This is a genomic window from Microbacterium sp. GQ128 (assembly GCF_059758615.1).
Window position 1 is genome coordinate 552,093 of record NZ_JCAXDY010000002.1, and the last position, 25,632, is coordinate 577,724.

At 68.9% G+C, this 25,632-nt stretch carries 25 protein-coding genes; 12 read left to right on the forward strand and 13 right to left on the reverse strand.

From position 1 onward, the window contains the following. Positions 1–29: 29 nt before the first annotated feature. A complete protein-coding gene (locus AC6CHX_RS08695; RefSeq protein ID WP_498272471.1) occupies positions 30–341 on the reverse strand; it encodes a DUF2470 domain-containing protein in 312 nt (103 codons plus the stop codon). A 97-nt stretch (positions 342–438) separates the two neighbouring features. Between AC6CHX_RS08695 and AC6CHX_RS08700 the strand changes: the two genes are divergently transcribed. The 3 genes from AC6CHX_RS08700 (at position 439) to AC6CHX_RS08710 (ending at position 3,424) form a co-directional block, all read left to right on the forward strand. After that, positions 439–1,716 (forward strand): serine hydrolase domain-containing protein, encoded by a 1,278-nt coding sequence (locus AC6CHX_RS08700; RefSeq protein ID WP_498272472.1) that lies wholly within the window; start codon positions 439–441, stop codon positions 1,714–1,716. Positions 1,717–1,754: 38 nt separating this feature from the next. Further along, positions 1,755–2,771 (forward strand): magnesium/cobalt transporter CorA, encoded by a 1,017-nt coding sequence (corA, locus tag AC6CHX_RS08705; protein ID WP_452326325.1) that lies wholly within the window; start codon positions 1,755–1,757, stop codon positions 2,769–2,771. Positions 2,772–2,845: 74 nt separating this feature from the next. Then, positions 2,846–3,424 carry an isochorismatase family protein gene (locus tag AC6CHX_RS08710; protein WP_498272473.1) on the forward strand — a complete coding sequence of 193 codons (579 nt, stop codon included), beginning with the start codon at positions 2,846–2,848 and terminating at the stop codon, positions 3,422–3,424. An 8-nt stretch (positions 3,425–3,432) separates the two neighbouring features. On the opposite strand, the gene AC6CHX_RS08715 is transcribed toward AC6CHX_RS08710, so the two are convergent. Together AC6CHX_RS08715 and AC6CHX_RS08720 are read right to left on the reverse strand one after the other, a co-directional pair. After that, positions 3,433–3,639: a multidrug transporter gene (locus tag AC6CHX_RS08715; protein ID WP_136040543.1), complete on the reverse strand. Its 207-nt coding sequence runs from the start codon at positions 3,637–3,639 to the stop codon at positions 3,433–3,435. Then, on the reverse strand, positions 3,626–5,017 hold the full coding sequence (locus AC6CHX_RS08720; RefSeq protein ID WP_498272474.1) for an APC family permease: 1,392 nt from the start codon (positions 5,015–5,017) through the stop codon (positions 3,626–3,628). The genes AC6CHX_RS08715 and AC6CHX_RS08720 overlap by 14 nt, the downstream gene beginning before the upstream one ends. A gap of 239 nt (positions 5,018–5,256) precedes the next feature. On the opposite strand from AC6CHX_RS08720, the gene AC6CHX_RS08725 reads away from it, so the two are divergent. The 3 genes from AC6CHX_RS08725 to AC6CHX_RS08735 all read left to right on the forward strand — a co-directional run bounded on the left by AC6CHX_RS08725 (position 5,257) and on the right by AC6CHX_RS08735 (position 7,471). Continuing rightward, positions 5,257–5,907: an MIP/aquaporin family protein gene (locus tag AC6CHX_RS08725; RefSeq protein WP_498272475.1), complete on the forward strand. Its 651-nt coding sequence runs from the start codon at positions 5,257–5,259 to the stop codon at positions 5,905–5,907. Between the two features lie 85 nt (positions 5,908–5,992). Beyond that, the gene (locus AC6CHX_RS08730) at positions 5,993–6,823 is read left to right on the forward strand and encodes a Rossmann-fold NAD(P)-binding domain-containing protein (protein ID WP_498272476.1); all 831 of its coding nucleotides are present in this window, start codon (positions 5,993–5,995) and stop codon (positions 6,821–6,823) included. A 21-nt stretch (positions 6,824–6,844) separates the two neighbouring features. Then, positions 6,845–7,471: a DUF1684 domain-containing protein gene (locus AC6CHX_RS08735; protein WP_498272477.1), complete on the forward strand. Its 627-nt coding sequence runs from the start codon at positions 6,845–6,847 to the stop codon at positions 7,469–7,471. Between the two features lie 6 nt (positions 7,472–7,477). On the opposite strand, the gene AC6CHX_RS08740 is transcribed toward AC6CHX_RS08735, so the two are convergent. From AC6CHX_RS08740 to AC6CHX_RS08755, 4 genes are read right to left on the reverse strand one after another with little or no spacing between them, the layout of a single operon-like run. Further along, a complete protein-coding gene (locus AC6CHX_RS08740) occupies positions 7,478–9,823 on the reverse strand; it encodes a beta-xylosidase/alpha-l-arabinosidase (protein WP_498272478.1) in 2,346 nt (781 codons plus the stop codon). 2 nt (positions 9,824–9,825) lie between these two features. After that, the gene (locus AC6CHX_RS08745) at positions 9,826–10,716 is read right to left on the reverse strand and encodes a carbohydrate ABC transporter permease (RefSeq protein ID WP_498272479.1); all 891 of its coding nucleotides are present in this window, start codon (positions 10,714–10,716) and stop codon (positions 9,826–9,828) included. Next, positions 10,713–11,651, reverse strand: coding sequence for a carbohydrate ABC transporter permease (locus AC6CHX_RS08750; RefSeq protein ID WP_240744958.1), 939 nt, complete (start codon positions 11,649–11,651; stop codon positions 10,713–10,715). The genes AC6CHX_RS08745 and AC6CHX_RS08750 overlap by 4 nt, the downstream gene beginning before the upstream one ends. Further along, a complete protein-coding gene (locus AC6CHX_RS08755; protein ID WP_498272480.1) occupies positions 11,632–12,927 on the reverse strand; it encodes an extracellular solute-binding protein in 1,296 nt (431 codons plus the stop codon). Before AC6CHX_RS08755 ends, AC6CHX_RS08750 begins: the two co-directional genes overlap by 20 nt. 163 nt (positions 12,928–13,090) lie before the next feature. Between AC6CHX_RS08755 and AC6CHX_RS08760 the strand changes: the two genes are divergently transcribed. From AC6CHX_RS08760 to AC6CHX_RS08770, 3 genes are all read left to right on the forward strand, one after another. Further along, positions 13,091–14,101: a LacI family DNA-binding transcriptional regulator gene (locus AC6CHX_RS08760; RefSeq protein ID WP_498272481.1), complete on the forward strand. Its 1,011-nt coding sequence runs from the start codon at positions 13,091–13,093 to the stop codon at positions 14,099–14,101. A gap of 63 nt (positions 14,102–14,164) precedes the next feature. Continuing rightward, a complete protein-coding gene (locus AC6CHX_RS08765; protein ID WP_498272482.1) occupies positions 14,165–14,383 on the forward strand; it encodes a type II toxin-antitoxin system VapB family antitoxin in 219 nt (72 codons plus the stop codon). Continuing rightward, a complete protein-coding gene (locus tag AC6CHX_RS08770; protein WP_136040553.1) occupies positions 14,380–14,784 on the forward strand; it encodes a PIN domain-containing protein in 405 nt (134 codons plus the stop codon). The genes AC6CHX_RS08765 and AC6CHX_RS08770 overlap by 4 nt, the downstream gene beginning before the upstream one ends. Positions 14,785–14,975: 191 nt before the next feature. Here AC6CHX_RS08770 and AC6CHX_RS08775 read toward each other — a convergent pair whose 3' ends face one another. From AC6CHX_RS08775 to AC6CHX_RS08800, 6 genes are all read right to left on the reverse strand, one after another. Then, positions 14,976–15,455: a hypothetical protein gene (locus AC6CHX_RS08775; protein WP_498272483.1), complete on the reverse strand. Its 480-nt coding sequence runs from the start codon at positions 15,453–15,455 to the stop codon at positions 14,976–14,978. A 234-nt stretch (positions 15,456–15,689) separates the two neighbouring features. Beyond that, positions 15,690–17,225, reverse strand: a complete 1,536-nt coding sequence (gene arfA / locus AC6CHX_RS08780) for an arabinosylfuranosidase ArfA (protein ID WP_498272484.1) — start codon at positions 17,223–17,225, stop codon at positions 15,690–15,692. Between the two features lie 39 nt (positions 17,226–17,264). Beyond that, positions 17,265–18,191 carry a carbohydrate ABC transporter permease gene (locus AC6CHX_RS08785; RefSeq protein ID WP_498272485.1) on the reverse strand — a complete coding sequence of 309 codons (927 nt, stop codon included), beginning with the start codon at positions 18,189–18,191 and terminating at the stop codon, positions 17,265–17,267. Then, positions 18,191–19,138, reverse strand: coding sequence for a carbohydrate ABC transporter permease (locus AC6CHX_RS08790; RefSeq protein WP_498272486.1), 948 nt, complete (start codon positions 19,136–19,138; stop codon positions 18,191–18,193). The genes AC6CHX_RS08785 and AC6CHX_RS08790 overlap by 1 nt, the downstream gene beginning before the upstream one ends. Further along, positions 19,135–20,472, reverse strand: coding sequence for an extracellular solute-binding protein (locus AC6CHX_RS08795; protein WP_498272487.1), 1,338 nt, complete (start codon positions 20,470–20,472; stop codon positions 19,135–19,137). The genes AC6CHX_RS08790 and AC6CHX_RS08795 overlap by 4 nt, the downstream gene beginning before the upstream one ends. A 96-nt stretch (positions 20,473–20,568) precedes the next feature. Then, positions 20,569–21,615 (reverse strand): LacI family DNA-binding transcriptional regulator, encoded by a 1,047-nt coding sequence (locus AC6CHX_RS08800; RefSeq protein ID WP_498272488.1) that lies wholly within the window; start codon positions 21,613–21,615, stop codon positions 20,569–20,571. A 77-nt stretch (positions 21,616–21,692) separates the two neighbouring features. Here AC6CHX_RS08800 and AC6CHX_RS08805 point away from each other — a divergent pair, with 77 nt between their 5' ends. The 3 genes from AC6CHX_RS08805 (at position 21,693) to AC6CHX_RS08815 (ending at position 25,582) form a co-directional block, all read left to right on the forward strand. Continuing rightward, a complete protein-coding gene (locus tag AC6CHX_RS08805; RefSeq protein WP_498272489.1) occupies positions 21,693–22,952 on the forward strand; it encodes an FAD-binding protein in 1,260 nt (419 codons plus the stop codon). A gap of 66 nt (positions 22,953–23,018) precedes the next feature. Then, on the forward strand, positions 23,019–24,038 hold the full coding sequence (locus tag AC6CHX_RS08810) for a LacI family DNA-binding transcriptional regulator (protein WP_498272490.1): 1,020 nt from the start codon (positions 23,019–23,021) through the stop codon (positions 24,036–24,038). Then, the gene (locus AC6CHX_RS08815; RefSeq protein ID WP_498272491.1) at positions 24,035–25,582 is read left to right on the forward strand and encodes a sugar ABC transporter ATP-binding protein; all 1,548 of its coding nucleotides are present in this window, start codon (positions 24,035–24,037) and stop codon (positions 25,580–25,582) included. The genes AC6CHX_RS08810 and AC6CHX_RS08815 overlap by 4 nt, the downstream gene beginning before the upstream one ends. Positions 25,583–25,632: the final 50 nt, after the last annotated feature.

The following is a 25,632-nucleotide window of genomic DNA, read 5'->3' on the forward strand; positions in this document are numbered from 1 at the left end:
GTCGGGTCGGCGACGCGTCACCGTGGCGCTCAGGCGTGCGGGCGGGGCTCGACGCCGAGGCGGGCGCAGGCCTGGTCGTAGAGCGCCACGACCTCGCGACGCACCGACGGGCGGTCGGCGATCGGTCCGCCGGGCCACGGCACGCGCAGATCGGAGTTGGAGCCACCCGCGGTGATCTCCCACACTCCGCCATCGCCGTCGAAACTCGTCATGACGGACTCGGTGATCTCGGCATCGGTCTCGGCGAAGGCGCGGGCGATGAGCAGATTGTCGTCGGTGTGGTCGCCGTTCATGTGGCGGAGAACCGCGGTGATCACGTCGGCATCGAAGAGGTGGGGCACGATTCTCACCTTACGCGCGCGCCGGGAACGCTCGGCTCGATGCCGTCTTTCAGGATCGGCGTTCTAGACTCGGGAGACACATCCTCGGGGGTTCTACATGCAGCTTCTCTCGTCGCGCCGTTGGCGTGCCGCAGCGGCCAGTGCGGCCGTGCTCGCTCTCGTCCTCACCGGATGCTCCTCCGAAGGCTCCTTCACCTACACTCCACCGGCTCAGGTCGACGCTGATCTGCCCGACGCGACGGTCGAGGCCATGCAGGCGGCGATCGACAACGCGATCACCGCATCCGGCGCCTCCGGGGCGATCGTGGGTGTCTGGGTGCCGTGGAGCGGCAGCTGGGTCGCCGCATCGGGCACGCAGAACCGTGACGGTGGCGAACTGTCCACCGACATGACGTTCCGCATCGCGGACGTGACCCGGCTCATGACGTGCGATGTGCTCTACGCCCTTGCGGACGAGGGGACCCTCAAGCTCGACGCAAAGGTGACCAAGTACGTCTCCGGGGTCGCCGACATGACCGACGTCACCCTCCTCCAGCTCTGCAACGGTACGAGCGGGGCCGGATCGTCCGAGGCCACCATCAAGGGCGCGCTGCTGAACACCCCGGAGCGGATCTGGGCTCCCCTGGAGCTCGCCGGCTACGGGCTGGGGCGCGAGAGGGTGGCACCGGCGACGAGCTACCGCGACTCCGATGCGGGATACCTGCTGCTCGGCCTCGCGCTCGAGCGGGCCACGGGGATGTCGGCATCCGAACTGATCGCCGAGTACGTCACGGAGCCGCTCGAGCTCTCCGCCACGGCACTTCCCGGATCGACGCCGTCCGCGCCGGGCGACGCTCCGCTGACGGGGCACTACATGTCGGCCGTCGAAGGCGGTTTCAACTGCGCCGCCCCGGTCGACATCAGCACGCTCTCCGCCAGCTCCGGCTACACGGACTCCGGCGTGGTCTCGAACATCACCGACCTCGGCCGTTACGCCCAGGCGGAGGCGAAGCAGGTGCTGCGCACGAAGGAGAAGCCCGACCGTTTCGGTGAACCGCTCCCTGTCAGCGAGAAGGGCCCGTCCTGGTATCAGGCCACCGGTGGCGCTTATCTCGCGGGGTCGATGGTCGGTCAGCATGGTTGGGTTCCCGGCTACGCGACCTCGGCCTACTCGGATCCGGCGACCGGGTTCACCGTCGCGGTCGTTCTGAACGACTCGACCGGCGGCTCGCGATTCGCCCAGCAGCTGTCGTGGGAGCTCGCGGCCATCGCATCGAAGGCCCCCGCGGCGTCGGGTCAGACCGCGCCGGAGTTCGGTCTCCCCTTCACCGCGGAGCAGTACCACCAGGCGATCACGAAGTCCGCGCTCGTCTGCGTGCCCCCCGCTGCGGAGTGATCACCCGCCCGACCTCGGAGCGGAAGGGAAGGGCGACGATGGCGATCATCGACAACGCGATCTACGTGGACGGTGTGCGCACCGAGAATCCGCAGAGCCTGAGTGAGACGTTCGAGCGCATGCGGGAACGCGGCGGCATGAGCTGGATCGGGCTGTACCGGCCCAGCGAGGAGGAGATCCGCGAGGTCGCCGACGAGTTCGGCATCCACGCCCTCGTCGTCGAGGACGCGCTCTCGGGGCACCAGCGCGCCAAGCTGGAACGCTACGGCGACGTGCTGTTCATGGTGCTGCGCCCGGCCCGCTACCTCGACGAGGCCGAGGAGGTGGAGTTCGGCGAGGTGCACGTGCTGGTCGGACCCGACTTCGTCGTGACGATCCGGCATGCCGAATCGCCCGACCTCGGACGCGTGCGGCATCGACTGGAGAACGACCCCGCGCTGCTCGCCCATGGCCCCGAAGCCGTGCTGTACGCCATCCTCGACGAGGTGGTCGACGAGTACGCGCCGGTGCTCGCGGGGCTCGAGAACGACATCGACGAGATCGAGAGCCAGCTCTTCGAAGAGGACTCGGATGCCACGCAGCGCATCTACGAGCTCGGCAGGGAGGTCATCGACTTCCAGCGTGCGACGCAGCCGCTCTCCGGGATGCTGGAGGCGCTGCTGCGCGGCTCGGACAAGTACCAGGTGGAGGAAGAGCTGCGACGCTACCTGCGCGACGTGCTCGACCACACGCTCCGGGTGAGCGACCGCGCGACGACCTTCCGCACCGTCCTCGACAACGCCCTCACCGTCGAGTCGACCATCGTCGCCCGCCGTCAGAACGAGGAGATGCGACGGATGACGGAACTCAGCATCCGTCAGAACGACGAGGTCAAGAAGATCTCCGGATGGGCGGCGATCCTGTTCGCCCCGACGCTGGTCGGCACGATCTACGGCATGAACTTCGACCACATGCCCGAACTGCACTGGCTGCTCGGCTATCCGATGGCGATCGCCATGATGGTCGCGCTGGGTTTCGGCCTGTACGCGGTGTTCAAGCGCAAGGGTTGGCTCTGACGCTGGCCGGAACCGCACGGACGTTGGCCGGATCGGATCTTGCCCGGCTCCACGACGGCGACGACGATGAGTCCATGACGACTTCTTCCGACACCGCCCTGCTCATCGTCGACGCTCAGGAGTCGTTCCGCCAGCGCGCCGACGACTGGACGGCCACGGCGAATCCGGCGGTGCTCGACAACATCGCTCTCCTCGTGGCGCACGCCCGCGAGGTGGGCGACCCGGTCGTGTGGATCACCCACTCCGAACCGGGCACCGGGGGCGTGTTCGATCCCGCCAACGGATTCGTGCGCGTGATCGAGGAGCTCGAGCCCCGGGAATCCGAGGACGCCCTCACGAAGACGACCGTCAACGCGTTCGGCTCCACCGACCTCGAGGAGAGACTGCGGAGCGCCGGCATCCGCCACGTCGTGATCTGCGGCATCCGCACGGAGCAGTGCTGCGAGACGACCACCCGCGTCGCCGCCGACCTCGGCTTCGAGGTCGAGTTCGTCACGGATGCGACGACCACCTCCGCCATCCCCGCCGCCGGCGCGCTCGCCGCGGTCTCGGGGGACGACATCATGCGCCGCACCGAGAGCATCCTCTCGGCCCGGGGGTTCGCGACCGTCACGAGCACGCGAGAGCGGATCGGCGCGACCGCGGCCGTCTGAACCGCGGATCAGTCCTCGTCGACGTCGACCCCCGGTCCCGGGCCCGGTCGCACCGGAGCGTCGGGGGCGATGTCGATCCGGGTGTTGCCGTCGTGCTCGCTGACCTCGATGCGCGGGGCGGCGTCGGCCTCGGTGGCATCCGGTGCGGAGGTGAGCTGATCGTGGCGCTTCTCGGCGCTCGTCATGTCGTCGGCGCTGTTCTCAGGCGTGCTCATGGTTCTCCTTCGGGTCGGTCGTGGTGTCTGGGTTCAGGGCGGTTCCGAGCGGCGCCCCACCGCTGCGCTTCCGGCTCCAACGGGCCAACAGGTACAGGATGCCGCCGACGGCGAGCAGGATCGCACCGAAGAGCCAGACGACGGGGCGCTGCTGGGTGAGCAGCAGGATGCAGGAGGCGATGCCGAGCACGGGGACGAAGGTCCACACCCGGAAGTGATCGTTCTCGACGTGATCGCGCCGGAGGACCAGCACCGAGATGTTCACGCTGAGGAAGACGACCAGGAGCAGGAGGACCACAGTCTCGGCCAGGGTGGCCAGATCGCCGACGAGCGTCAGCCCCATCGCGACGAGGGTGGTGGTGAGGATCGCGACCCACGGGGTCTTCCGTTTCGGCAGCACGCGACCGAGCGCACCGGGCAGCAGACCCTGCTCGGCCATCCCGTAGGTCAGGCGGCTGACCATGATCATCGTCAGCAGGGCGCCGTTCGCGACCGCGACGAGGGCGATGAGGCTGAACAGCCAGGAGGGGACGCTGACGCCGGTGGCCTCGACCACCGCGAGCAGCGGTCCGCTCGACTCCTGCAGTTCGGCGGGCGGGAGGGCGATCGAGCTCGCGAGGCCGACCAGGACGTAGACCGCGCCGGCGGTGATGAGCGCTCCGAACAGGGCGCGCGGGTAGGTGCGCCGCGGATCCTTCACCTCTTCGATCATGTTGGCCGACGTCTCGAAGCCGACGAAGGAGTAGTACGCGATGACGGCGCCGGAGAGCACGGCCATGGCGACGCTCGTGCCCTCGGGAGCCTGGGTCACGCGGGACACGTCGCCGCCTCCGCCGCCGAGGAAGATCGCGACGACGGCGATCACGATCACGAGTCCGCTGAGCTCGATCGCGGTCATCACGAGATTGGCGCCCAGGGACTCGCGGATGCCGCGGGCGTTGAGCAGGCCGACCAGGGCGAGGAAGGCGATGGCGACCGGGATGGTCGGCAGGTCGAGGAAGGTGCCGAGGTAGTCGCCGGCGAACGCGATGGCGAGCCCCGCCGCGCTGGTCACTCCCGCCGCGAGCATGCTGAAGCCGACGAGGAAGGAGACCAGCGGGCTGTGGAACGCGCGCTCGGCGAAGACCGCAGCACCGCCAGCACGAGGGTACTTGGTCACGAGCTCCGCGTACGAGCCGGCGGTGAGCATGGCGAGCAACAGCGCCAGGAGCAGCGGCGCCCACAGCATGCCGCCGACCTTCTCGGAGAGCACGCCCATCAGCGCGTAGATGCCCGCGCCCAGCACATCTCCGAGGATGAAGGCGAACAGCAGGGGGCCGGTGATCGCTCGCCGCAGGCGCGTGGGGGCCTCGGCGCCGGAGGCAGTGTCGGTGGTCATCCTCGCACGCTACGGGGGAGGGGGGAGTGCGGGCCACGGGGTTGACATCGACCTGCTGGTTCCGCCAATCGCGGGCGCGCCTCGTCGCTCAGCGGATTCACAGAATCACCGCGCGGCATCCCGATATTCCGTCGCACGCACCGATAGCGTCGGTGCCGCACGAGGGGTGCGTCGGCCGGGGTGCGCGGGCAGACGGGTGACCTACTCCTCTCCTGAATCCCCAAGCAAAGGGCTCTCTCATGACTGGTACGGCACGCAAGGCGCTCGCAGAAGCGGTCGCCACCTTCCTCTTCGTTCTCGCGATCATCGCGGCGGTGAACAGCGACAGCCCGCTGACGCCCCTCGCGATCGGCTTCACCCTGATGGTGCTCGTGTTCTCCACGGGGCACATCTCGGGCGCCCACCTCAACCCGGCCGTCTCGGTCGGCGTGTTCCTGCGCGGCGGCCTCAGCGTCGCCGACTTCATCGCCTACCTCATCGCCCAGTTCGTCGGTGGCGCGGTGGCCGCACTCGTCAGCCTGGCCGTGTGGCCGTTCGGCGAAGAGGCGATGGTCATCGAGGTCGGTCCGGCGTTCCTCGTCGAGGCGCTGTTCACGCTCATCCTCGTGTGGGTCGTGCTCAACACCGCCACCTCCAAGGACACCGCCGGCAACTCGTTCTACGGCCTCGCGATCGGTGCGACCGTCTTCGTCGGCGCGGCCACGGTCGGCTCGATCTCGGGTGGCGGCTTCAACCCGGCCGTCGCGCTCGGTCTCTCGGTCAGCGGTCACTTCGACTGGAGCTCGCTGTGGCTCTACATCGTCGCCCCGGTCGTGGGCGCCGTGATCGCCGCGATCCTGTTCCGCGTGCTCAACACGGACGACGCCAAGAAGATCGCCGCAGCGGAGTAACTTCCCCTGCATGGCCGGAGCGCCGCATCCTCTCCGGAGGGTGCGGCGCTTCTGCGTGTCCTGGACCTGTGGGAGCCTGGGATCGATGGACACCACCCCGGCGCCGCGGCGCACACTCCTGGTCGGATTCGGCAAGCTCGGCGCGCGCCTCGCGCCCCGGCTTCTCAACGACGGCGGTGAGGTCTTCGCGCTGCGGCGGAGTGACGGGGAGCTGCCCGCCGGCGTGGTCGGCATCCGCGGTGATCTCTCCCTGCCGCTCACGACGACGCTGCCCGCGGTCGATGCCGTCGTGATCACACTGCCGCCTGGCGCTTCAGAGGGCGCCTACCGCACGGCGCTCGCCCACCTTCGGGACGCCCTGCCGGCGATGCCCGCGAGCACCGTGTTCGTGTCGTCCACCGGTGTCTTCGAGGGGACCGTCTTCAAAGCCGACCGTCCTCTCACCGAGCAGGACGAGCCCGCGGCCGAGACGGCGCGTTCGCGGGGTCTCCGTGACGGCGAGCGGGCGGCGACCGGGCTGTTCGATGCGGTGGTCGTGCGCCCGGCGGGGATCTACGGTCCCGGTCGCGAGTTCCTGCTGCGCAAGGTCCGCGAGGGCGCGGCGGTCGATCACTCCCGTCTCACGAACCGCATCCACGAGACCGACCTCGTGCGCACGCTCGATCTGCTGCTGCGAACCGACGATCCGCCGCGGCTGGTGCACGCGGTGGATGAGGGGCCCGCGCCTCTCAGCGACGTCGTCCGGTTCATCGCCGGGGAGCTGGGCGTCGCGGTGCCTCCGCACGAGGCATCCGACGGCCCGCGAGGACTCGTGTACGACGGGTCGCTGCTGCGGTCGCTGCTCGGGCGCCTCGACTACCCCACCTACGAAGCGGGCTACGCGGAGATGATCGCCGGATCCGCCTCGCATCCGTAACCCGGCCCGTAGCCTGGACGCATGACGAGCACCAGCACGAGCGCCCGCACCGCCCTCGAAGTCGCCGACTGGCGCCGCCGGGTCTTCGCCCTGTACGACGCCGTGCGTCTCGCCGACTCTCCCGATGACGCCCACGAGCTGTGGCGGATGGAGCGCGACGAACTGATGCTCCATCACCCCGCGACCCCGCTGCTGCCGGAGGACCGGCCGCTGTTCGAGGGACTGCCCATCGCGTCGTACGATCCGGGCTGGCGCTTCGAGCTGCCGATCCTGCCCGCCGATCCCGGGGGCTTCGACTTCGCTACCGGGACCGACGGTGTCGTGCCGTTCGAGCGCATCGGCCGGGTCGAGATCCCCGATGCCGGATCGCTCGACGTCTGGCGGCTCACCACCTACGGCGGCGGCCTGTTCATCCCGGTGCGCGACGCGCTCGCCGGGCGCGAGGGTGGAACGTACGGCGGCGGCCGCTACCTGATCGACACCATCAAGGGCGCCGACCTGGGATCGGACGCCGCGCGCGGCACGATCGTGCTCGACTTCAACTTCGCCTACAACCCTTCCTGCGCATACGACCCGGCGTGGGCGTGCCCTCTCGCGCAGCCGGGCAACGTGCTCCCGGTGCCCGTCCCCGTCGGAGAGATGTACTGAGGCGGCTCAGCCGACGATCTCGATCGCGGTCGAGGTCTCCTCGTCGTCGCAAGCCGCCCCGACCCACAACCGGATCCGCCCCGGTTCCACCCTCCGCTCGCCGTCGACGCCCGTGAACGCGAGGCGGTCGATCGGCACAGTGAACTCCACACGACGCTCCGCGCCCGCATCCAACGTCACCCGCTGGAACCCGATCAGCTGCGCGACCGGGCGGGCCACGCTGGCGACCTCGTCGTGCCCGTACAGCTGCACGACGTCGGTTCCCTTCCGCGCGCCGGAGTTGCGCACGAGCACAGAGGCCCGGAACTCCTCGCCCGCACTGACCGTCGCATCCGCCGTCAGCTGCTCGTGCGTGAAGGTCGTGTAGCCGAGGCCGAACCCGAACGGCCGCGCCGGCGACGGATCGACGCTCGACACATCCGTGCGCCCGCCGAGCGCGGGATGCAGGTACGAGTACGGCTGCACGCCGGCAGAGCGCGGGAGCGACACCGGCAGTCGCCCGGAGGGGGAGACGGCCCCGCTGAGCACGGCGGCGACGGCAGGTCCACCCTCTTCGCCGGGGAAGAACGCCTGCAGCACGGCCGCCGGGAGCACACGCTCCTCGTCGGTGGAGGCGCCGGTGGCCGCGGGGGAGTTCACCGATCCGAGACCGGCGGTCAGCCCGGCCCGAGACCCGCGGTGCGGTAGCGCCCAGTCCAGCGCGTACGGCCGACCGGTGAGCGCGATGACCACCACGGGAGTGCCGGTCGCAACGACGGCCTCGACCAGCGCGCGCTGCACGCCGGGGAGTTCCAGGGAGTCGACGTCGTTGCCTTCGCCGACCGTGCCGCGTCCGAACAGGCCGGCCCGGTCGCCGACCACGACGATCGCCAGGTCCGCGTCGTCGGCGGCGGCGATCGCGCTCGGGAATCCGCTGCGGTCATCCCCCCCGACCTCGCAGCCGGCGACGGACGTGATGGTCGCGGCGGGGAGCTCGGCCCGGAGTCCGTCGAGCACGCTCGGCAGGGCGATGCCGGCGGGCACCTCGGGGTGGTGCGCGAGCACGTGGTTCACGAACGAGTAGCACCCCATGAGCGCCTCCGCGCTGTCGGCGTTCGGTCCGATGACCGCGATCCGTGGCGCACCCGACGCCTCGAGCGGCAGCACGCCGTCGTTGCTCAGCAGCACGATCGACTCCTCCGCGAGGCGGCGGGCGAGTGCACGATGCTCCGCGGAATCCAGGTCGATCGCGTCGGGAGCGACCGTGAAGTCGGCATCCAGCAGCCCCAGCTCCTCCTTCTGCGCGAGCACGCGTCCGACCGCCCGGTCCAGGATGCTCTGCTCGAGCGATCCATCGCGCACCTGCGCGGCGAGCGTCGTATACGCGTCGGGGGAGGGGAGCTCCACGTCGATCCCGGCGGTGATCGCGAGAGCTGCGGCCTGCGCCGAGTCGGCGGCCACGTGGTGCATGCTCCGCAGGAAGTCCACGGCGAAGTAGTCCGACACGACCACCCCGTCGAACCCCCAGCGTCCGCGCAGCACCTCGTCGAGGTAGTACGGGTCGGCGGCCACCGGCACCCCGTCGATGTCGGTGTACGAGTTCATCACGCTGCGCACCCCGCCCTCGCGCACGGCCATCTCGAACGGCGGGAGCAGCACGTCTTCGATCTCGCGGCGCCCGGCGTGCACCGGCGCGTGGTTGCGGCCCGCGGTCGACGCCGAGTAGCCGACGAAGTGCTTGAGGGTGGCGTGCACCCCCGCCGACTGCATGCCGCGGACATAGGCGGTGCCGACGGTTCCCACCAGCAGCGGGTCCTCGGCGATGCACTCGTCGACGCGACCCCACCGTGGATCGCGGATGACGTCGAGCACGGGGGCGAGCCCCTGGTGGATGCCGAGCGCCCGCATCGACGATCCGATCGCCTGCCCCACCTGCTCGACCAGTTCCGCGTCGAAGGATGCTCCCCACGCCAGCGGCGTCGGGAAGGTCGCCGCCTGCCAGGCGGCCAGTCCGGTCAGGCACTCCTCGTGCACCAGGGCGGGGATGCCGAGCCGGGTCTCGCGCTGCAGCCGCGCCTGCTCGCCCCACAGCCAGTGCGCGCGCTCGATCGGGTCGACCGGGCGTGTGCCGTACACACGCGTCAGGTGGCCGATGCCGTGCGCCGTCGCATCCTCGTAGCGGGTCGAGGTCTTCTTCTCGCCGGCCATCGGGGCGACGAGCTCGTCTCCCTGATCCACCCAGAAGCCGACGAGCTGCGCCTGCTTCTCCTCGAGCGTCATCTGCTCGAGGAGGCCCTCGACGCGCGCGGAGAATCGGGGGCGGGGTGTGGGAGCGAGCACGTGCGTCTCTTTCTGTGGGGTGTGCGTCGACATGGTCAGCCCTTGACCGCGCCGGTCAGCCCGCCGACGATGCGGCGCTCGAACAGGCTGAAGAAGATCAGGGCGGGGATCATCGACAGCGACGTGAAGGCCAGCACCTTCGCGGTGTCGACCGAATACTGCGACGCGAACGACTGCACGCCGAGCGGGAGGGTGAACGCCGCCGCGTCGTTGAGTACGAACAGTGGGAGGAGGTATCCGTTCCAGCTGCCGATGAACGCGAGGATGCCGGTGGTGATGACGCCGGGGATCGAGAGCGGGAGCACCATTCGCCAGAAGAAGCCGATCCGGCTGCATCCGTCGATGAACGCCGCCTCCTGGATCTCGTCGGGGATGGCGCGCAGGAACGGCACCAGGATGATGATCGTCGTCGGCAGAGCGAAGGCGATCTGCGGCAGGATGACCCCGCCGAGGGAGTTCATCAGCCCGAGGCTGCGCACGACGATGTACAGCGGGGTGATCGCGACCGTCAGCGGGAACATGAGGCCGGCGGCGAAGAACGCATAGAGGACGCCCCGGCCGGCGAACCGGTACCGGGCGAGCACGTACGCGGCCATCAGTCCGAGCGCGACGACGCCGATCGTGGTGGCGAGGGCGACGATGGTGGAGTTGAGCACCTGCCGCCAGAACACGCCGCCGGTGATCACGTCGAGGTAGTTCGAGAACACCCATGGCTGCGGCAGGCCCGAGGGGTCGGTCGTGATCTGCGCGTTCGTGCGGAAGCCGCCGATGATGATGTACGCGATCGGGGCGAGCATGAGCCCGACGACGATGAGCGCGACGAAGTAGACGGTCGGGTTGGCCCAGGGCGGGCGCGGGCGCGGGGTGCGACCTGGGCGCCCGGCGCGACCGGGCCGCTGGGTGACGAGTACCGAGGTGGCGGTCATCGCGTGGTCCTCTTCTTCCGTGCAGGGGCGCCGGTCAAGGCGCCGTCCGTGTCGCGTCGCAGCACCGCGCGCTGGTAGATCAGCGCGACGACGAGCGAGATCAGGAACAGGACGACCGCGACCGCGTTGCCGTACCCGAAGTTGCCGGCGTTGCGTCCCTCGGAGACCATGTAGGTCGCCATGGTCGAGGTGCCGGCGGTGGAGGCGATGTACTGCCCCCAGATGATGTAGACCAGGTCGAACAGCTGCAGCGAGCCGATGATCGACAGGAACGCCCAGATGCGCAGGGTCGGCGCGAGCAGCGGCAGCGTGATGCGCCACTGGATCTGCCAGTAGGACGCGCCGTCGATCGAGGCGGCCTCGTGCAGCTCCTCGGGAATCCCCTGGAGCCCAGCGAGGAAGAGGATCACCGCGAACCCGACGTACTTCCAGGTGATGATCACCATCAGCGTCCAGATCGCGATCTCCGGATTCGAGAGCCAGTCGTTCGCGAGGAATCCCAGGCCCATCTTCTCCAGCAGATCGTTGAACGCGCCGCTGGTCTGCAGCATCAGGCTCCAGCCCGTGCCCACCACGACCTCGGAGATCACGTAGGGGATGAAGATCAGCACGCGGATCAGCGACTGACCGCGCATCCGCCGGTTGAGCAGGAGCGCGAGGAGGATCGCCGCCGGTCCCTGCAGGATGAGCGAGAACACGAGGATGAACCCGTTGTGGGCCAGCGCGTCGTGGAACAGCGGATCCTGCAGGATCGTCAGATAGTTCTTCAACCCGACGAAGTCGGTGGGCGGGCCGTAGCCCTGCCAGCTGAAGAAGCCGTAGTAGCCCGCCATCAACACCGGGAAGATGACGAAGGCGAGGAAGACCAGGAGGGCGGGCCCGGCCAGAAGGATCACTTCCAGCCGGGCAGCCGCCCTATGCCTTGGCTGCGGCATCCTGGACGGCCTTGACGATGTCCTCCGGGGTTCCCTGACCGGCGAGCATGTTGACGACCGCGACGTTGAGCGCGTTGCCGACGTTCTGTCCGTAGACCGTGTCGAGCCACTGCGTCGCGTACGGCGCCGCGTTGTAGGCCGCGAGGATGTCCTTCAGGTACTGCTCGGTCACGGCCTCCTGCGCCACGGTGTTCACCGGCGGGGCGTTGAACGCCTTGTAGTAGGCGGTCTGCACGTCGGAGGTGCCGAGGTAGTTGAGGAAGTCGACGCAGGCGTCGGGCGCATCGACCGAGCACGAGTATCCGTCGACGCCGCCCATCATCGAGCCGGCCTCGCCGTCGCCGCCCTCGACCTCGGGGAACGGGAACCACGACAGGTCGGGCAGCGGCTTCTGGTCGGGCGTCAGCGATCCGATCACGCCGGGGTTCCACGCGCCCATCAGCTCCATGCCGGCCTGGTGGTTGGCGATGAGTCCGGCCGAGCTGCCGGCACCCTGCTGGGCCGTGGTGGTGAGGAAGCCGGAGTTGAACGGTTCGGTCGCCGCGAACGCCTGCAGGTCTTCGCCCGCGCGCACCCAGCAGTCGTCGTCGAAGTTCATCTCATCGGCGGCCTTCGCCAGCGTCTCGGCACTGCACTCGCGCAGCGCGAGCCAGTAATACCAGTGGGCCGCGGGCCAGGCATCCTTCGCGCCGAGGGCGACCGGGTCGATGCCGGCGGCCTTGAGCTTCTCGGTCGCAGCCTCGAGTTCGTCCATCGTGGTCGGGTTCTCGGTGATGCCGGCCTCGTCGAACAGGTCCTGGCTGTAGAACAGGCCGCCGGGGAGCACGGCCACGGGCATCGCGTAGATCTTGTCGTCCAGGCTGCTGGCCGAGTAGGCGGCGTCGGAGATCTCCTCCGCGGCACCGCCCTCGATCGAGTCGGTCAGGTCCTTGAGCTGGCCGGCCTTCACCATCGCGGCCATCTTGCCGCCGCCGCGCTGCAGGAAGATGTCGGGAGCGTCACCGGAGTTCAGGGCGGTCTGGAGCTTGCCGTCGAGGTCTTCGTTCTGGATGGACTGGATCTCGATCGTGACCCCGGGATTCTCCTCCTCGAAGTCGGCGACGGTCTGCTCCCAGAACTCGACGCCCGGACCGGTGGTCGAGTTGTGCCAGAGGGTCATGGCGGCATCGCCACCGCCTCCGCCGTCGGGGGTGCTGGCCGTGCACCCGCTGAGTGCGAGAGTTCCGACGGCGGCTATCGCCGCCGCGGAGATCAAGGAACGCCGTGTGCTGTTCATGTGATGCTTCTCCTCATCGAGAGTTGCGCCGCGTCACTGCGGCGCCGCGGCAGCAGGGGGTGTGACCGCGTCGCGTTGCAGTCTGCTGTCGTTCTCCAGGGCCGTCAAACGTTTTCGAAAACAGTTTCCATCGAGGCCCGCCGGGCGGATACGCTGGGCGATCATGAGCGGGAGAACCACGATCCACGACGTCGCGAAGGCTGCGGGCGTCTCGGTGTCGACCGTCTCGAAGGCAGTCAACGGGCGGTACGGCATCGCGGATGCGACGGTCCGTCGCGTGCTCGATGTGGTGCAGGAGCTCGGCTACGAGTCGAGCCTGGTGGCGAGCAGCATGCGGGCCAGACGCACCGGGGTGATCGGCGTGCTCCTGGCCGACTTCGAGCCGTTCAGCGCCGAGATCCTCAAGGGCGTCGGTGCGGCCGTGCACGACACGGCCTTCGACCTGCTGGCGTACAGCGGATCGCGGCACGGCCAGGGCGAAGGGTGGGAGCGGCGGTCGCTCAGTCGACTCTCCGGCACCCTCATCGACGCTGCGATCATGGTCACCCCCACGGTCGTCGGGGCCTCGACTGAGATCCCTGTCGTCGCGATCGACCCGCACACCGGCCGCGCCGACCTGCCCACGGTCGAGTCGGACAGCTTCGGCGGTGCGCTGACGGCGACCCGGCACCTGCTCGAGCTCGGCCACCGCCGCATCAGCTTTCTGGGCGGCCGCCCCGACCTGCGGTCAGCCGGCCTGCGCGATGCCGGGTATCGACGCGCACTGAGCGACGCCGGCATCCCGGTGGATCCCGACCTGATCCGTTCCGGACGCTACGAGCTGGAGACCACGCGGGATTCGGCGCGAATCCTGCTGGCCGGGCCGTCCCGGCCCACGGCCGTGTTCGCCGCGAACGACCTCTCGGCCATCGCCGTGATCGAGGTCGCGCACGAGCTGGGGCTGCGGGTGCCGGAAGACCTCTCGGTGGTCGGGTTCGACGACGTGCCGGAGGCCTCCCGCCGGGCCCTGCCGCTCACCACGATCCAGCAGCCGATGCGTCGCCTGGGTGCGGTGGCGGCCGAGATGGTCTTCGCCCTCCTCGCCGGGCAGCCCGTGGAGGAGATGCATGTGACCCTGCCGACGAGACTGGTGGTGCGGGCGACCACCGCGGCCCTCCACAATGCCGAGGGATGAGACCACGACGCCTGCCCTCGCGCGGTATATACTGCCTTATATAAACATCGCGAAGGAGGAATCATGACCGTCACGTCCATCGACATCGACCCTCACGAGCTGAAGCAGGCGAAGGAGCTGGCGGGCACGACATCCAATCGTGAAACCGTGGACCTCGCGCTGCGCACTCTCATCGCGGTTCGTCGTCAGCCTGCAGCCGTCGAGCGCATCATCGGTCGTCGCTTCACGCCCGATCAGATCGATGCGTCGACGATCGCCCCGGCTGCGAGCGCGACCGCGTGACGACGTATCTCGTCGACAACAGCATCTGGCAGAAGGCCGGCACCAGCACGAGAATCGCTGACACGCTGCGGTCGCTTTCCCCGAACCATCTCATCATCACCTGTCCGCCGCAGGTCCTCGAGTACTGTCATTCGGCACGGGATCCTCGCGAGTACGCAGAGCTGCGCGAGGACATGGCGGGTCTGCTGCCGGCGTGGGAGCATCCGGACGAACGGCATGCTCTCGACATCCAGCAGGCGCTCTGGGACGGCGGACTCGTGCGCGCCGCCGCGGCGTTCGACTGTCTCATCGCCGCCTACGCGCAGGTCAACGACGCCGTGATCCTCAACTCCGACCGCGATTTCGGGTACATCGAGCTTGCGACCGAAGGGCGCGTGAGACAGGAGTACGTCGCGGCCTGACGGCTACTCACAAGGTCACGAGGCGGGACCTAGTCGGGGCGTTGCGCACGGCCCAGCGCAATGGAGAACATCGTCGTCACGACGATTCCGGCAGCCGTGAAGCCTGCAGCGGCCATCTGGGTTGCATTAGTCGCTTCGTCACCTGAAGCGAGCGTGATGATGATGACGACGAAAAGCGTTCTTTTCGGTCGTCACCCGCGAACCAGAAGATGTTCCTCGGCTGATTCGCTCGACTGCGACCTGCTCGGCGTCTTTGAGAGGCTCCACATGAAGAGGGACGCTGTGAACATGACGAAAGCGCTCGAGGTTGCGATGAAGTGTCCGCCGCGCTGCCAGACCGGGAGCGCATCTAGAGGCCAACCAGCGGGGGTCGTGACCTGGGAGAGGATCGCGAGAAGCAGGATGATCGCGCCTGTCACGATCGCTGATTTCAGCCGGGCACGCCTGTGCGCGGCCACTGTGTCGCGCACCAGCCAGATCGCGCACGAGGCGCATGCGAGTCCCTCTGCGAGGACAAACGTCCAGGACACCATGGGCGTGGGGTAGGCCACGGGAGTGAGAGAGAAGTCAAGAAGTGTCCCGCGGCTTGTCGCCCACGAAAACGCCTCGGCATACATGCAGAACAGTGCGATCACGAGCACGGTCGTCGCCCCCGCAATCGCTGCGACCATGCCGGACTTACCGCGTCGAGAGGAATTCACTCGATGTCCTCGATATCCCCGGGTGCGGCCGCCGCATTTCGCATCGATTCTCAGCTCCCGGGACTCGCGAACACTCTTCTGGTCGTCACGTTACGGAGCCGCGGGGCGCTTGTCTGTAGGCCAAATGGGGGACATGTAAAATTCTAGATTCTGCGTGCGTCCCGCGGGCTCAGCGACGCCGGGGCCGCTGAGCCCGAAGGGGCGTCAGGCCCGAGCGGCGTCGAGTTCGATGACCGACCACGACAGCAGTGGCAGGGTCGCGCGCACGGCGCCGTCCACGACCTCGACCGCGCCGAGCGGCACCATGTGCACGCTGTCGGGGGCGGTCTCGAGGTTCGACGTGTGACGGTCGCCGCCCTCGGGAATCGTCAGCGTCTCGGCGGTGACCACGCGCAGGTCGCCGAGCCCGTGCAGGTCGATCGTCAGGTCACTCGACTCGTCGAGGGAGCGGTTCGCGACGAACACGACCACACGACCGGTCGCCTCGTCCCAGGTCGCCGCCGCGTCGACCGCGTCGACCCCGCCGTAGCGCTTCGTCTCGATCTGCGGAGCCGAGACCGCGAGGCGCAGGATGCGGCCCTTGGCCAGCCGCGCCATCCGCTCGAACGGCCAGAAGCTCGTCTGCCGCCAGGCTGGACCGTTCTCCTCCGAGCGGATCGGGGCGATCACGTTCACGAGCTGTGCCTGGTTGGCGATCTTCACGCGGTCGCCGTGCCGCAGCAGGCTGTTGAGCAGCGTGCCGACGACGACGGCATCCGTCACCGAGTAGGTGTCTTCGATGAGCCGCGGATGCTGCCGCCAGCCCGCCTTCTCGATCTCGCCGGCCTCGACGTCGTTGTACCTCACCTGGTCCCACACGTTCCACTCGTCGAACGAGATGTCGACCTGCTTCGTGTGCTTGCCGGACGCCTTGACGGCATCGATCGTGGCGATGACGCCCTCGATGAACGCGTCCATGTCGACGGACTCGGCGAGGAACGACTCGGCGTCGCCGTCGTGCTCCTGGTAGTACGCGTGCATCGAGATGAAGTCGACCTCGTCGTAGGCGCGCGTGAGCACCGTGTGCTCCCAGGTGCCGAACGTCGGCATCGTCCGCCCGGACGACCCGACCGCGACGAGCTCGATCGAGGGGTCGACCAGGCGCATCGCCTTGGCGGACTCCTGGGCGAGCCGACCGTACTCGGTCGCGGTCTTGCCGCCGATCTGCCACGGGCCGTCGAGCTCGTTGCCCAGGCACCACAGTTTGATGTCGAAGGGCTGCTCGGCTCCGTTCTTGCGCCGCAGGTCCGACCAGTACGTGCCGCCGGGGTGGTTCGCGTACTCGACGAGTGCCCGCGCCTCCTCGACGCCGCGGGTGCCGAGGTTGACGGCCTCCATCACCTCGACATCCGCCTCCTTCGCCCAGTCCATGAACTCGTGCAGGCCGAACGCGTTCGTCTCGATCGTGTGCCAGGCGCCGTCGATGCGCACCGGCCGGTCTTCGACCGGGCCCACGCCGTCTTCCCAGCGGTAGCCCGAGACGAAGTTGCCGCCGGGATAGCGGACCACGGTCGGCCCCATCTCCTTCACCAGCGCCAGCACGTCCTGCCGGAAGCCGCGCTCGTCGGCCTGCGGGTGCCCCGGCTCGTAGATGCCGGTGTAGACGCAGCGCCCCATGTGCTCGACGAACGACCCGAAGAGCCTCCGGGGGACGTCGGCGATCGTGAAGTCGCGGTCGATGGTGATGCGGGCCTGAGACATTGCTCTCCTAGATTTCTGGCTCTCGAGCCGGGTGGGTGACTACTGACCGCCGAAGCCGCTCGTCGCGACTCCCTTGACGATCTGCTTCTGGAAGATCATGAACACGATGATGAGCGGCAGCGCTGCGAGCACGGCCTGGGCCATGACCTGGGCATACTGCACGCCGTAGGCGCTGATCACGGTCTGGAGTCCGACCGGCAGTGTCATCAGCGTCGTGTCGTTGATGACGAGGAACGGCCAAAGGAAGTTGTTCCACGCGCTGATGAACACGAAGATCGCGACCGAGGCCATGATCGGGCGGGAGAGCGGCAACACGATCGACCAGAAGATCCGGAACCGTCCGGCGCCGTCGACGCGCGCCGCGTCCTCCAGCTCGATCGGGATGGCGTCGAAGAACCGCTTGAGGATGAACACCATCGCCGGAGCCACGACCTGCGGCAGGATCAGACCCCAGTAGGTGTCGACCATGTTGAAGGCGAGCATCTCGTAGAACAGGGGGATGATCAGCACCTGTGGCGGCACGACGATCGAAGCGATGATCACCACGAACAGCCACTTGCGGCCGGTGAAGTCCAGGCGTGAGAAGGCGTAGGCCGCGAGTGCCGAGATCGCCAGCGTGATCACGGTGATCGCCGCGGAGGTCAACAGGCTGTTCAGCGCCCAGGTGTAGACGTTGCCCTGCGAGAGGATCGCGGTGAACGCCTCGATGGTGGGGCCGCTCGCGCCGATCCAGCCGGGGTCGCCGGATGCGGCATCCGTCTCGGTCTTGAACGCGGTCGCGACAGCCCAGAGGAACGGCAGCAGCCAGCCGATCGCGAGGAGCAGGAGGACGACGAACGCGGTGATGCGGAGCGGTCCGAACGGCTTCTGACCGGGCAGGTGCGAGCGCCGGGGACGACGCGACGACGCCGTCGTGATCGTCTCGGTGGCGGTGGGGACGAGGGGGGATGCGGTGGCGGTGGACATCAGAACTGCTCCTTCCGGCGGCGCGTGATCAGGGCCTGCGCGACGCCGAGGATGACGATGAGGGCGAAGAAGACGTAGGAGATGGCGGCCGAGTAGCCGAACCGGTAGCTGACGAACCCGGCTTCGTAGATGTACTGCACGATGGAGCGGGTGGTGTCGCTCGCGACCCCGCCGAGCATCTGATACGCCTGGTCGAACAGCTTGAGCGAGGCGAGGATCTGCAGGATCAGGATGAGCACCGTCGCCGGTCCCAGCTGCGGGAGCGTGATCGACCAGAACTGTCGCCACGCGCCGGCGCCGTCGAGCGAGGCGGCCTCATACTGCTGCGGCGGGATGTTCTGCATGGCAGCGAGGTACAGCAGGAAGTTGAAGCCGACCGTCCACCACACCGTGGCGATCACGATGGACAGCATGTTGGTGTCGGGGTTCTGCAGCCATGCGAGCGGCTCCAGGCCGAAGAACTTCAGGATGTTGTTGGCCGCGCCCACCTGCGGGTTGAAGATCCAGACCCAGATCTGCGAGATCACGGTGGAGGCGAGCAGGAACGGCATGAAGAACGACAGCCGCCACAGCCACTGGCCGGGGATGCCGCGGTCGACGAGCGCCGCCATCGCGAGGGCGATCACGACGAGGGGCACGGTGGAGAGCAGCGTGAACCAGACGGTGTTGCCCATCGACTGCCACATCTTCGGGTCGACGAACGCCTCCGCGTAGTTGGCGAATCCGATGAAGGAGCCGCCGGCGCCGGTGAGGGACTGGTCGGTGAAGCTGAGGATGATCCCGTGGATGATCGGCCAGACGAGGAACAGGACGAAGGCCACGAGGAACGGCGCGAGGAAGGCCCAGCTGATGAGCTGCTCGCGGTTGCGGGAGCCGGCGCGGCGACCGCGCGGAGTGGTGCGCGACCCGGTGACGATCGTGCGGGTGGAGTCGGTGGCGGAGGTCATGATCCGAACGTCCCTTCGGGGTCTGCCGGGTTGGGCTGTCGGAGCAGGGCGTTCACCCGTGCTTCGAAGCGGTCGATCGCGGCTGCCGGGTCGTCGCCCGAGAGCAGTGCACCCTGCACGGCCGCGCCGAACTCGGCCTGGAAGTTGGATCCCGAGCCGGTGAACCAGGCGGTCGGGTCGTACACGACGTGCTGCGCGGCCTCGGCGTAGTTCGCCTGGGGGATGAGGTCGGCGTACTCCGGGGATTCGGTCACGGGGAGGAACGCGGGGATGTGGCCGGCCTCTGCCCAGCCGAAGGAGTTCTTCAGCATGTCGGCGACGAACTCGTAGGTGAGGTCGCGCCGCACCGGGTCGGCGTTGGACTGGTGCGGGAGGACGAAGGAGTGGGAGTCGGCGTAGACGGCGGGGGTGCCGTAGAGCGTCGGGATCATGGTCGCGTCGAACGGGATGCCGGCGGCCTGCATGGTGCGCAGCTCCCAGACTCCGGTGAAGAGCATGCCGCTCTTACCGGTGGCGAACTCGGCTATGGCGCTGCCGTAGTCGTTCTGCGCGGCCGCGATCTCGCCGTCGAGCAGTGTCTGCATGAGCGTGAGCGACTCGACCGCGACGTCCTTGTCGATCACGGCCGGGCCGCCGGCGGGCAGCTCCATCGCGCCGCCGTGCTGCGAGTAGAAGGTGTAGAACAGGCGCCACATCTGTGCGCCGTCGCCGAGGTAGCCGTACGAGAGGGCGTGGCTCTCGGCCTTGCCGCCGACGGTGCGCAGCTGGTCGAGGAACTCCTCGGGGGAAGATGTCTCGGCCAGCTTTCCGTCCGAGTCGAGGACTCCGGCGGCGTCGCAGATGTCCGTGTTGAACATCATCACGAAGGGGTGGGCGTCGAGCGCGATGCTGTACATGCCCTCGCCCACGAAGCCCTTCTCCCAGATCGGCTTCGGGAAGGTCGAGCTGTCGACACCGAGCTCGGCGAGCCGGTCCACGTCCCAACGATCGAGCAACCCGCCGGGTGCCCAGCCGACGGTGCGCGTCGCGTGCATGATGGCGACGTCGGGGGCACGGCCGCCGGCACCCGCCATCGCGAGCTTCGTGTAGTACGGGGTGCCCCAGGCGAGGACGGTGGGGCGGATGCGGAACGCGGACTGCGCGGCGTTGACCTCATCGAGCAGGGACGACATCGTGACGCCGTCGCCGCCCGAGAGCAGATGCCAGAACTGCAGGGTCTGCGGACCGGACGCGGGGGTCGTGCCGGGCGCGCACCCGGCGAGCAGTGCCGTGCCGGCGGCGAGCGAGGCGGCAGTGAGGAACTGCCGGCGGGACAGATCGAGTGGGGGTGTCATCGTCACTCCTTCGTGACTGTGCGGGGGTCGGCCCATCATTACATCGATGTAATCAGCTGCGCAAGCGTGAGATGCGGAGGGAAGAGTGGGCGGGTGTCAGGGGCGGTAGCCGCGTGGGCGGCCCTGCGTGCTCGCGCGCTCGAGGAGGTGATGCGGGAGGGTGAGGGCGCGCGGAGGGGCGGCGCGATCATCCATGCGCGACTCGAGCAGACCGAGAGCCGCGATCGCGAACGCCTGCCGATCGAACGCCACCGAGGTCAGGGCGGGCGAGGTGTATCGCGAGAACTCGACGTCGTCGAACCCGGTCACGATCACATCGTCGGGCACGCGGATGCCGTTGTCGTGCAGGGTGTGCAGGGCCCCGAGCGCGAGTGAGTCCGTGAACGCGACGATCGCGTCGAAGGGAACGCGACGGTCGAGCAGCGTGCGCACTGCATCCGCCCCACCGTCCATCGACCACGGCAGCCGGTTGATCTCGAGCGCCGGATCCCGGGGGATGCCCGCCTCGCGCAGGGCATCGTGCACGCCCTCGAGGCGCAGGCGGCTGGTGGCCGTGGCGATCGACGGATCGTCGTCGGCGCCGACCACCGCGATCCGCGTCGCGCCGCGGGACAGCACATGGCGCGTGGCGTCGGCGGCGGCCTGTCGGCTGTCGATGCGCACGTGATCCGCGCGGTTCTGCTCGACCTCGCCGATCACGACGAGCGGGGGGAGGCGGTCGGCGTACTTGAGCACGCTGTCCTCGAGGCGGATCGGGTTGAGGATGAGGCCGTCGACCAGATGCGCCCGCGCGCGGGAGACGAGTTCCTTCTCGCGCTCTGGCTCGGACGCCGTCTCCTCGATCTGCACGGCGAGGCCCCGTTCGTGCGCGGCTTCGACGATGCGGTGCACGAGCTCGGCGGAGAACGCGGTGGCCAGATCCGGGAGCGCGACGGCGATGATCCCGGAGCGTCCCTTGCGCAGTCCCCTCGCGCTGAGGTTGGGCACGAAGTCGAGCTGCGCCATGGCGGACTCGACCTTCGCCCGCGTGCTCTCATTGACGGGAACCGTGCCGGTGACCACGTTCGAGACCGTCTTCGGCGACACCCCGGCGAGGGCCGCGACGTCCTTCATCGTGGCGCGGGGCGGCGGCTGCGCTGTCATCCGGTCAGCCTATCGGCGAGGTCGGAGCGCGAGCAGTACATCGATGTAGTCGGGGATGCCCTGGCTATCATGGCGCCATGACCACCGAACGCAACTGGGCAGGCAACCTCACGTACCGGGCCTCGACGATCGCGCACCCCGAATCGGTCGACGAGCTCGGCGCTCTGCTCGCGCAGGGCGGACCGGTGCGCTTCCTCGGCTCGCGGCACTGCTTCAACGACGTCGCCGACACCGACGGCGTGCTCATCGCGCTCGACCGGCTGCCCGCGGTGTTCGAGGTCGCTCCCGCGCGGGATGCGGTCCGGGTGTCCGGAGCTGCACGCTACGGCGACATCGCGCCGCTCCTCGAGGCCGAGGGGCTCGCGCTCGCCAACCTCGCCTCGTTGCCGCACATCTCGATCGCGGGTGCGATCGCCACCGGCACCCATGGCTCCGGTGACGCGATCGGCTCGCTCGCGAGTGCGGTCCGCGGCCTCACGATCCTCACGCCGTCGGGTGAGACCCGCACGCTCGCGCGTGGCGACGCCGACTTCGACGGTGCGGTCGTGAGCCTCGGCGCGCTCGGCGCGGTGCTCGACGTGACGCTCGACGTCGAGCCGACCTACGCGGTCGCCCAGCACGTGTTCGAACGGCCCGATTGGGACGCGGTGCTCGCGGACTTCGACGAAGTGACCTCGATCGGCACCAGTGTGAGCCTGTTCTCGACCTGGGAGCGTACCGACTTCGTCGACCAGATCTGGGTGAAGCAGCGTCAGCCCGAGGCGCGCGAGGCCGCGCGGGAGTCGCTGTTCGCGAAGCTCGGCGCCACGCCGGCCGTGAGCAAGCGGCATCCGATCCTCGGCGTCGACCCGGCCGCGTGCACCGAGCAGCTCGCGGTGCCGGGGCCGTGGTTCGAGCGGCTGGCGCACTTCAAGCTCGAGTTCACGCCGTCGGCCGGTGCCGAGATCCAGAGCGAGTACCTGGTTCCCCGTGCGGATGCGGTTGCCGCGATCCAGGCCGTGCGCACGCTCGCCGGGCAGATCGCCCCGCTGCTGCTGGTGAACGAGATCCGCACGGTGCGCGCGGACGACCTGTGGCTCAGCTCGTCGCACGGGACGGATGCCGTGGGCCTGCACTTCACGTGGAAGCCGGACGAGGCCGCGGTGCGCGCCCTGCTGCCGACGATCGAGGCCGCGCTGCCCGAGACGGCCCGCCCGCACTGGGGCAAGGTGTTCACGCTCGACGGTGCCGAGACGCGCTCGCGGTACACGCGGTGGGGCGACTTCGCCGCGCTCGCCGCCCGCTACGACCCGGAGCGCCGGCTGGTGAACCCGTACCTGGAGCGCCTCGGACTGTAGCGGAGGTCGTTGCACCGGTTGGGTTGTTCTCGGTAACATTCACCGGAGCAGCCGACGGAGGTGCGCATGGTGAACGTCGGCTCGGACAAGCCCAACATCCGGCAGGTCGCGACGATCGCCGGGGTCTCGCACATGACCGTCTCCCGGGTGCTGAACGACCACCCGAACATCAAGCCCGACACCCGGCGGCGCGTGCTCGAGGCGATCGAAGAGCTCGACTACCGCCCCAACCTCGTCGCCAGAGCTCTGGCCACCCAGCGCACGCAGCGCATCGGCGTGATCGTCGAGAGCGCGGTGGCGTACGGCCCCACGAGCATCCTGCGCGCGGTGGAGATGTCGTCGCGCGCGGCCGGCTACTCGGTCACGCCGATCGCGCTCCACGAAGGCGACACGCTCACCCCGCAGGAGGCGGTGGACCACCTCGTCACGCAGGGCGTTGACGCCCTCTGCGTGATCGCTCCGCGCTCGTCGTCCGTCGCCGTCCTGCGCAGGATCGCGATCAACGTGCCGATGCTCGTCGTCAAGGCCGACGCGGATCCGACGTTCCTCACGGTGTCGATCGATCAGCATGCCGGGACGACACTCGTGGTCGATCACCTGGTTGCGCTCGGGCACCGCGACATCCTGCACATCTCCGGACCGCTGGACTGGCTGGACGCGCGTGCCAGGGAGCGGGCCTTCCACTCTCGGGCCAAGTCCTGGGGCATCCGCGAGCGGCCGATCGTGGTGGGGGACTGGTCCGCCGACTTCGCCTACGACTTCGCGATGGGGCTCACGCGTCTCCCCGACTACACGGCCGTCTTCGCGGCCAACGACGACATGGCGATCGGGCTCATCCACGGCCTGCACGACAAGGGTTTCGACGTGCCGAACGACATCAGCGTCGTCGGCTTCGACGACGTGCCGCTCGCCCGCCACTTCGTGCCGCCGCTGACCACCGTCCGCCAGGACTTCGGTGCACTGGGCATCGCCGTCGTCGAGATGCTCCGCGCCGCGATCGAGGGCCGGGAGATCCCGGCGCTCACCCGCATCCCGACCGAGCTGGTGCCGCGTGCCTCGTCGGCCGCCCCGCGGGAGGGGCGGTGATCGCCGAGCCCGCCCCGGAGTCGCTCGTGCGGCTGCAGGGGATCACGGTCGACTTCCCGGGGGCGCGAGCGCTCGACGACGTCGACTTCCGCCTCTTCCCCGGCGAGGTGCATGCCGTGATGGGAGAGAACGCCGCCGGCAAGTCGACGCTCGTCTCGGTACTGACGGGAACGCGGGCGCCCGACGCCGGAACCGTCTTCGTCGACGGGGAACCCCGACGCTTCGGCGGTGTCGCCGACAGCCGGGCTGCCGGCATCGCCACCGTCTTCCAGGAGACACAGCTGAGCCCGAACCTCAGCGTCGCCGAGAACGTCATGCTGGGCCGCGAGCGCCGAGGCTACTTCGGCATCGACTGGAAGCGGACGCGAGCGGATGCCGCCCGCGCCCTGGCGCGACTGGGGCTCGACGACCTCGACCCGAAGACGCCGCTGTCGATGCTGACGCCGGCGCAGAAGCAGCTCGTCGCCCTCGCCCGCGCCGTCGTGGACGACCCGCGGGTCCTGGTGCTCGACGAGCCGACCTCGAGTCTCGACCAGGAGGAGGTCGCCACGCTCATGCGGGTGATCCGCGGTCTGCGGGAGCGCGGGGTGGCCATCCTCTTCATCACGCACTTCCTCGAGCAGGCCTTCGCGATCAGCGACCGGATGACGGTGCTGCGCGGCGGTCGGCGGATCGGCGAGTACGCCACACGGGATCTCGAGCGGGCGGACCTCATCTCGAAGATGCTGGGGAAGGATCTCGACGGGCTGCGTGCCCTGAGCTCGGAGCGCAAGGCGCACCACTACGCCTCGGATGGCGAACCCGCGATGCGCGCCACGGATGTCGGGCGTCGAGGCGAGTTCGAACGGACCGACTTCGAGGTGCAGCGGGGCGAGATCGTCGGTCTGGCCGGCCTCCGCGGATCGGGACGCTCGGAGCTCGCGGCACTGCTCAGCGGCACGACGCGCGCCGACAGCGGTGAGCTGTGGGTGGACGGCGAACGCGTGGAACTGCGCAGTCCGTCGGCCGCGCTGCGCCACCGCATCGCCCTGTCGGCCGAGAGTAGACGCACGCAGGGCATCATCGGCGACCTGACCGCCCGCGAGAACATGATCCTGTCGCTGCAGGCGCTGCGCGGTTGGGCGCGCCCGCTGTCGGCGGCCGAGGAGGCGGCGATCGTCGACACCTATGTCGAGGCGCTGCACCTGTCGCCCGCCGACCTCGATCGACCGGTCAAGATGCTCTCCGGGGGGACCCAGCAGAAGGTGCTGCTGGCGCGGGCGCTCGCCGTGCGCCCGCACGTGCTCATCCTCGACGAGCCGACGCGGGGGATCGACATCGCGGCCAAGCTCGACGTCCAGCGCCGGATCAGTCAGCTCGCGGGCGACGGGGTGGCCGTGGTCTTCATCTCCTCGGAACTCGAGGAGGTCGTGCGCCTGAGCGACCGCATCATCGTGCTGAAGGACCGCGAGAAGATCGGCGAACTCAGCAACGGACCGGGTGTCACGGTCGACACCGTGGTGGAGATGATCGCCGCGGATCCCGGTCCTGACGCGGAACTGTGATCGGTAACAAGAACCGTCCCGTGGAACATTCCTGATTTTTGGAACAATCC

Bases quoted from the DNA above. Each gene is read 5' to 3' on its own strand.
- AC6CHX_RS08795 (WP_498272487.1), bottom strand. From the start codon at position 20,472: ATGACACCCCCACTCGATCTGTCCCGCCGGCAGTTCCTCACTGCCGCC.
- AC6CHX_RS08715 (WP_136040543.1), bottom strand. From the start codon at position 3,639: ATGAGCACGCCTGAGAACAGCGCCGACGACATGACGAGCGCCGAGAAG.
- AC6CHX_RS08765 (WP_498272482.1), top strand. From the start codon at position 14,165: ATGACCGTCACGTCCATCGACATCGACCCTCACGAGCTGAAGCAGGCG.
- AC6CHX_RS08720 (WP_498272474.1), bottom strand. From the start codon at position 5,017: ATGACCACCGACACTGCCTCCGGCGCCGAGGCCCCCACGCGCCTGCGG.
- AC6CHX_RS08800 (WP_498272488.1), bottom strand. From the start codon at position 21,615: ATGACAGCGCAGCCGCCGCCCCGCGCCACGATGAAGGACGTCGCGGCC.
- AC6CHX_RS08710 (WP_498272473.1), top strand. From the start codon at position 2,846: ATGACGACTTCTTCCGACACCGCCCTGCTCATCGTCGACGCTCAGGAG.
- arfA (WP_498272484.1), bottom strand. From the start codon at position 17,225: ATGTCTCAGGCCCGCATCACCATCGACCGCGACTTCACGATCGCCGAC.
- AC6CHX_RS08700 (WP_498272472.1), top strand. From the start codon at position 439: ATGCAGCTTCTCTCGTCGCGCCGTTGGCGTGCCGCAGCGGCCAGTGCG.
- AC6CHX_RS08745 (WP_498272479.1), bottom strand. From the start codon at position 10,716: ATGACCGCCACCTCGGTACTCGTCACCCAGCGGCCCGGTCGCGCCGGG.
- AC6CHX_RS08785 (WP_498272485.1), bottom strand. From the start codon at position 18,191: ATGTCCACCGCCACCGCATCCCCCCTCGTCCCCACCGCCACCGAGACG.
- AC6CHX_RS08730 (WP_498272476.1), top strand. From the start codon at position 5,993: ATGGACACCACCCCGGCGCCGCGGCGCACACTCCTGGTCGGATTCGGC.
- corA (WP_452326325.1), top strand. From the start codon at position 1,755: ATGGCGATCATCGACAACGCGATCTACGTGGACGGTGTGCGCACCGAG.
- AC6CHX_RS08790 (WP_498272486.1), bottom strand. From the start codon at position 19,138: ATGACCTCCGCCACCGACTCCACCCGCACGATCGTCACCGGGTCGCGC.
- AC6CHX_RS08775 (WP_498272483.1), bottom strand. From the start codon at position 15,455: ATGGTCGCAGCGATTGCGGGGGCGACGACCGTGCTCGTGATCGCACTG.
- AC6CHX_RS08740 (WP_498272478.1), bottom strand. From the start codon at position 9,823: ATGTCGACGCACACCCCACAGAAAGAGACGCACGTGCTCGCTCCCACA.
- AC6CHX_RS08735 (WP_498272477.1), top strand. From the start codon at position 6,845: ATGACGAGCACCAGCACGAGCGCCCGCACCGCCCTCGAAGTCGCCGAC.
- AC6CHX_RS08805 (WP_498272489.1), top strand. From the start codon at position 21,693: ATGACCACCGAACGCAACTGGGCAGGCAACCTCACGTACCGGGCCTCG.
- AC6CHX_RS08810 (WP_498272490.1), top strand. From the start codon at position 23,019: ATGGTGAACGTCGGCTCGGACAAGCCCAACATCCGGCAGGTCGCGACG.
- AC6CHX_RS08725 (WP_498272475.1), top strand. From the start codon at position 5,257: ATGACTGGTACGGCACGCAAGGCGCTCGCAGAAGCGGTCGCCACCTTC.
- AC6CHX_RS08760 (WP_498272481.1), top strand. From the start codon at position 13,091: ATGAGCGGGAGAACCACGATCCACGACGTCGCGAAGGCTGCGGGCGTC.
- AC6CHX_RS08755 (WP_498272480.1), bottom strand. From the start codon at position 12,927: ATGAACAGCACACGGCGTTCCTTGATCTCCGCGGCGGCGATAGCCGCC.
- AC6CHX_RS08750 (WP_240744958.1), bottom strand. From the start codon at position 11,651: ATGCCGCAGCCAAGGCATAGGGCGGCTGCCCGGCTGGAAGTGATCCTT.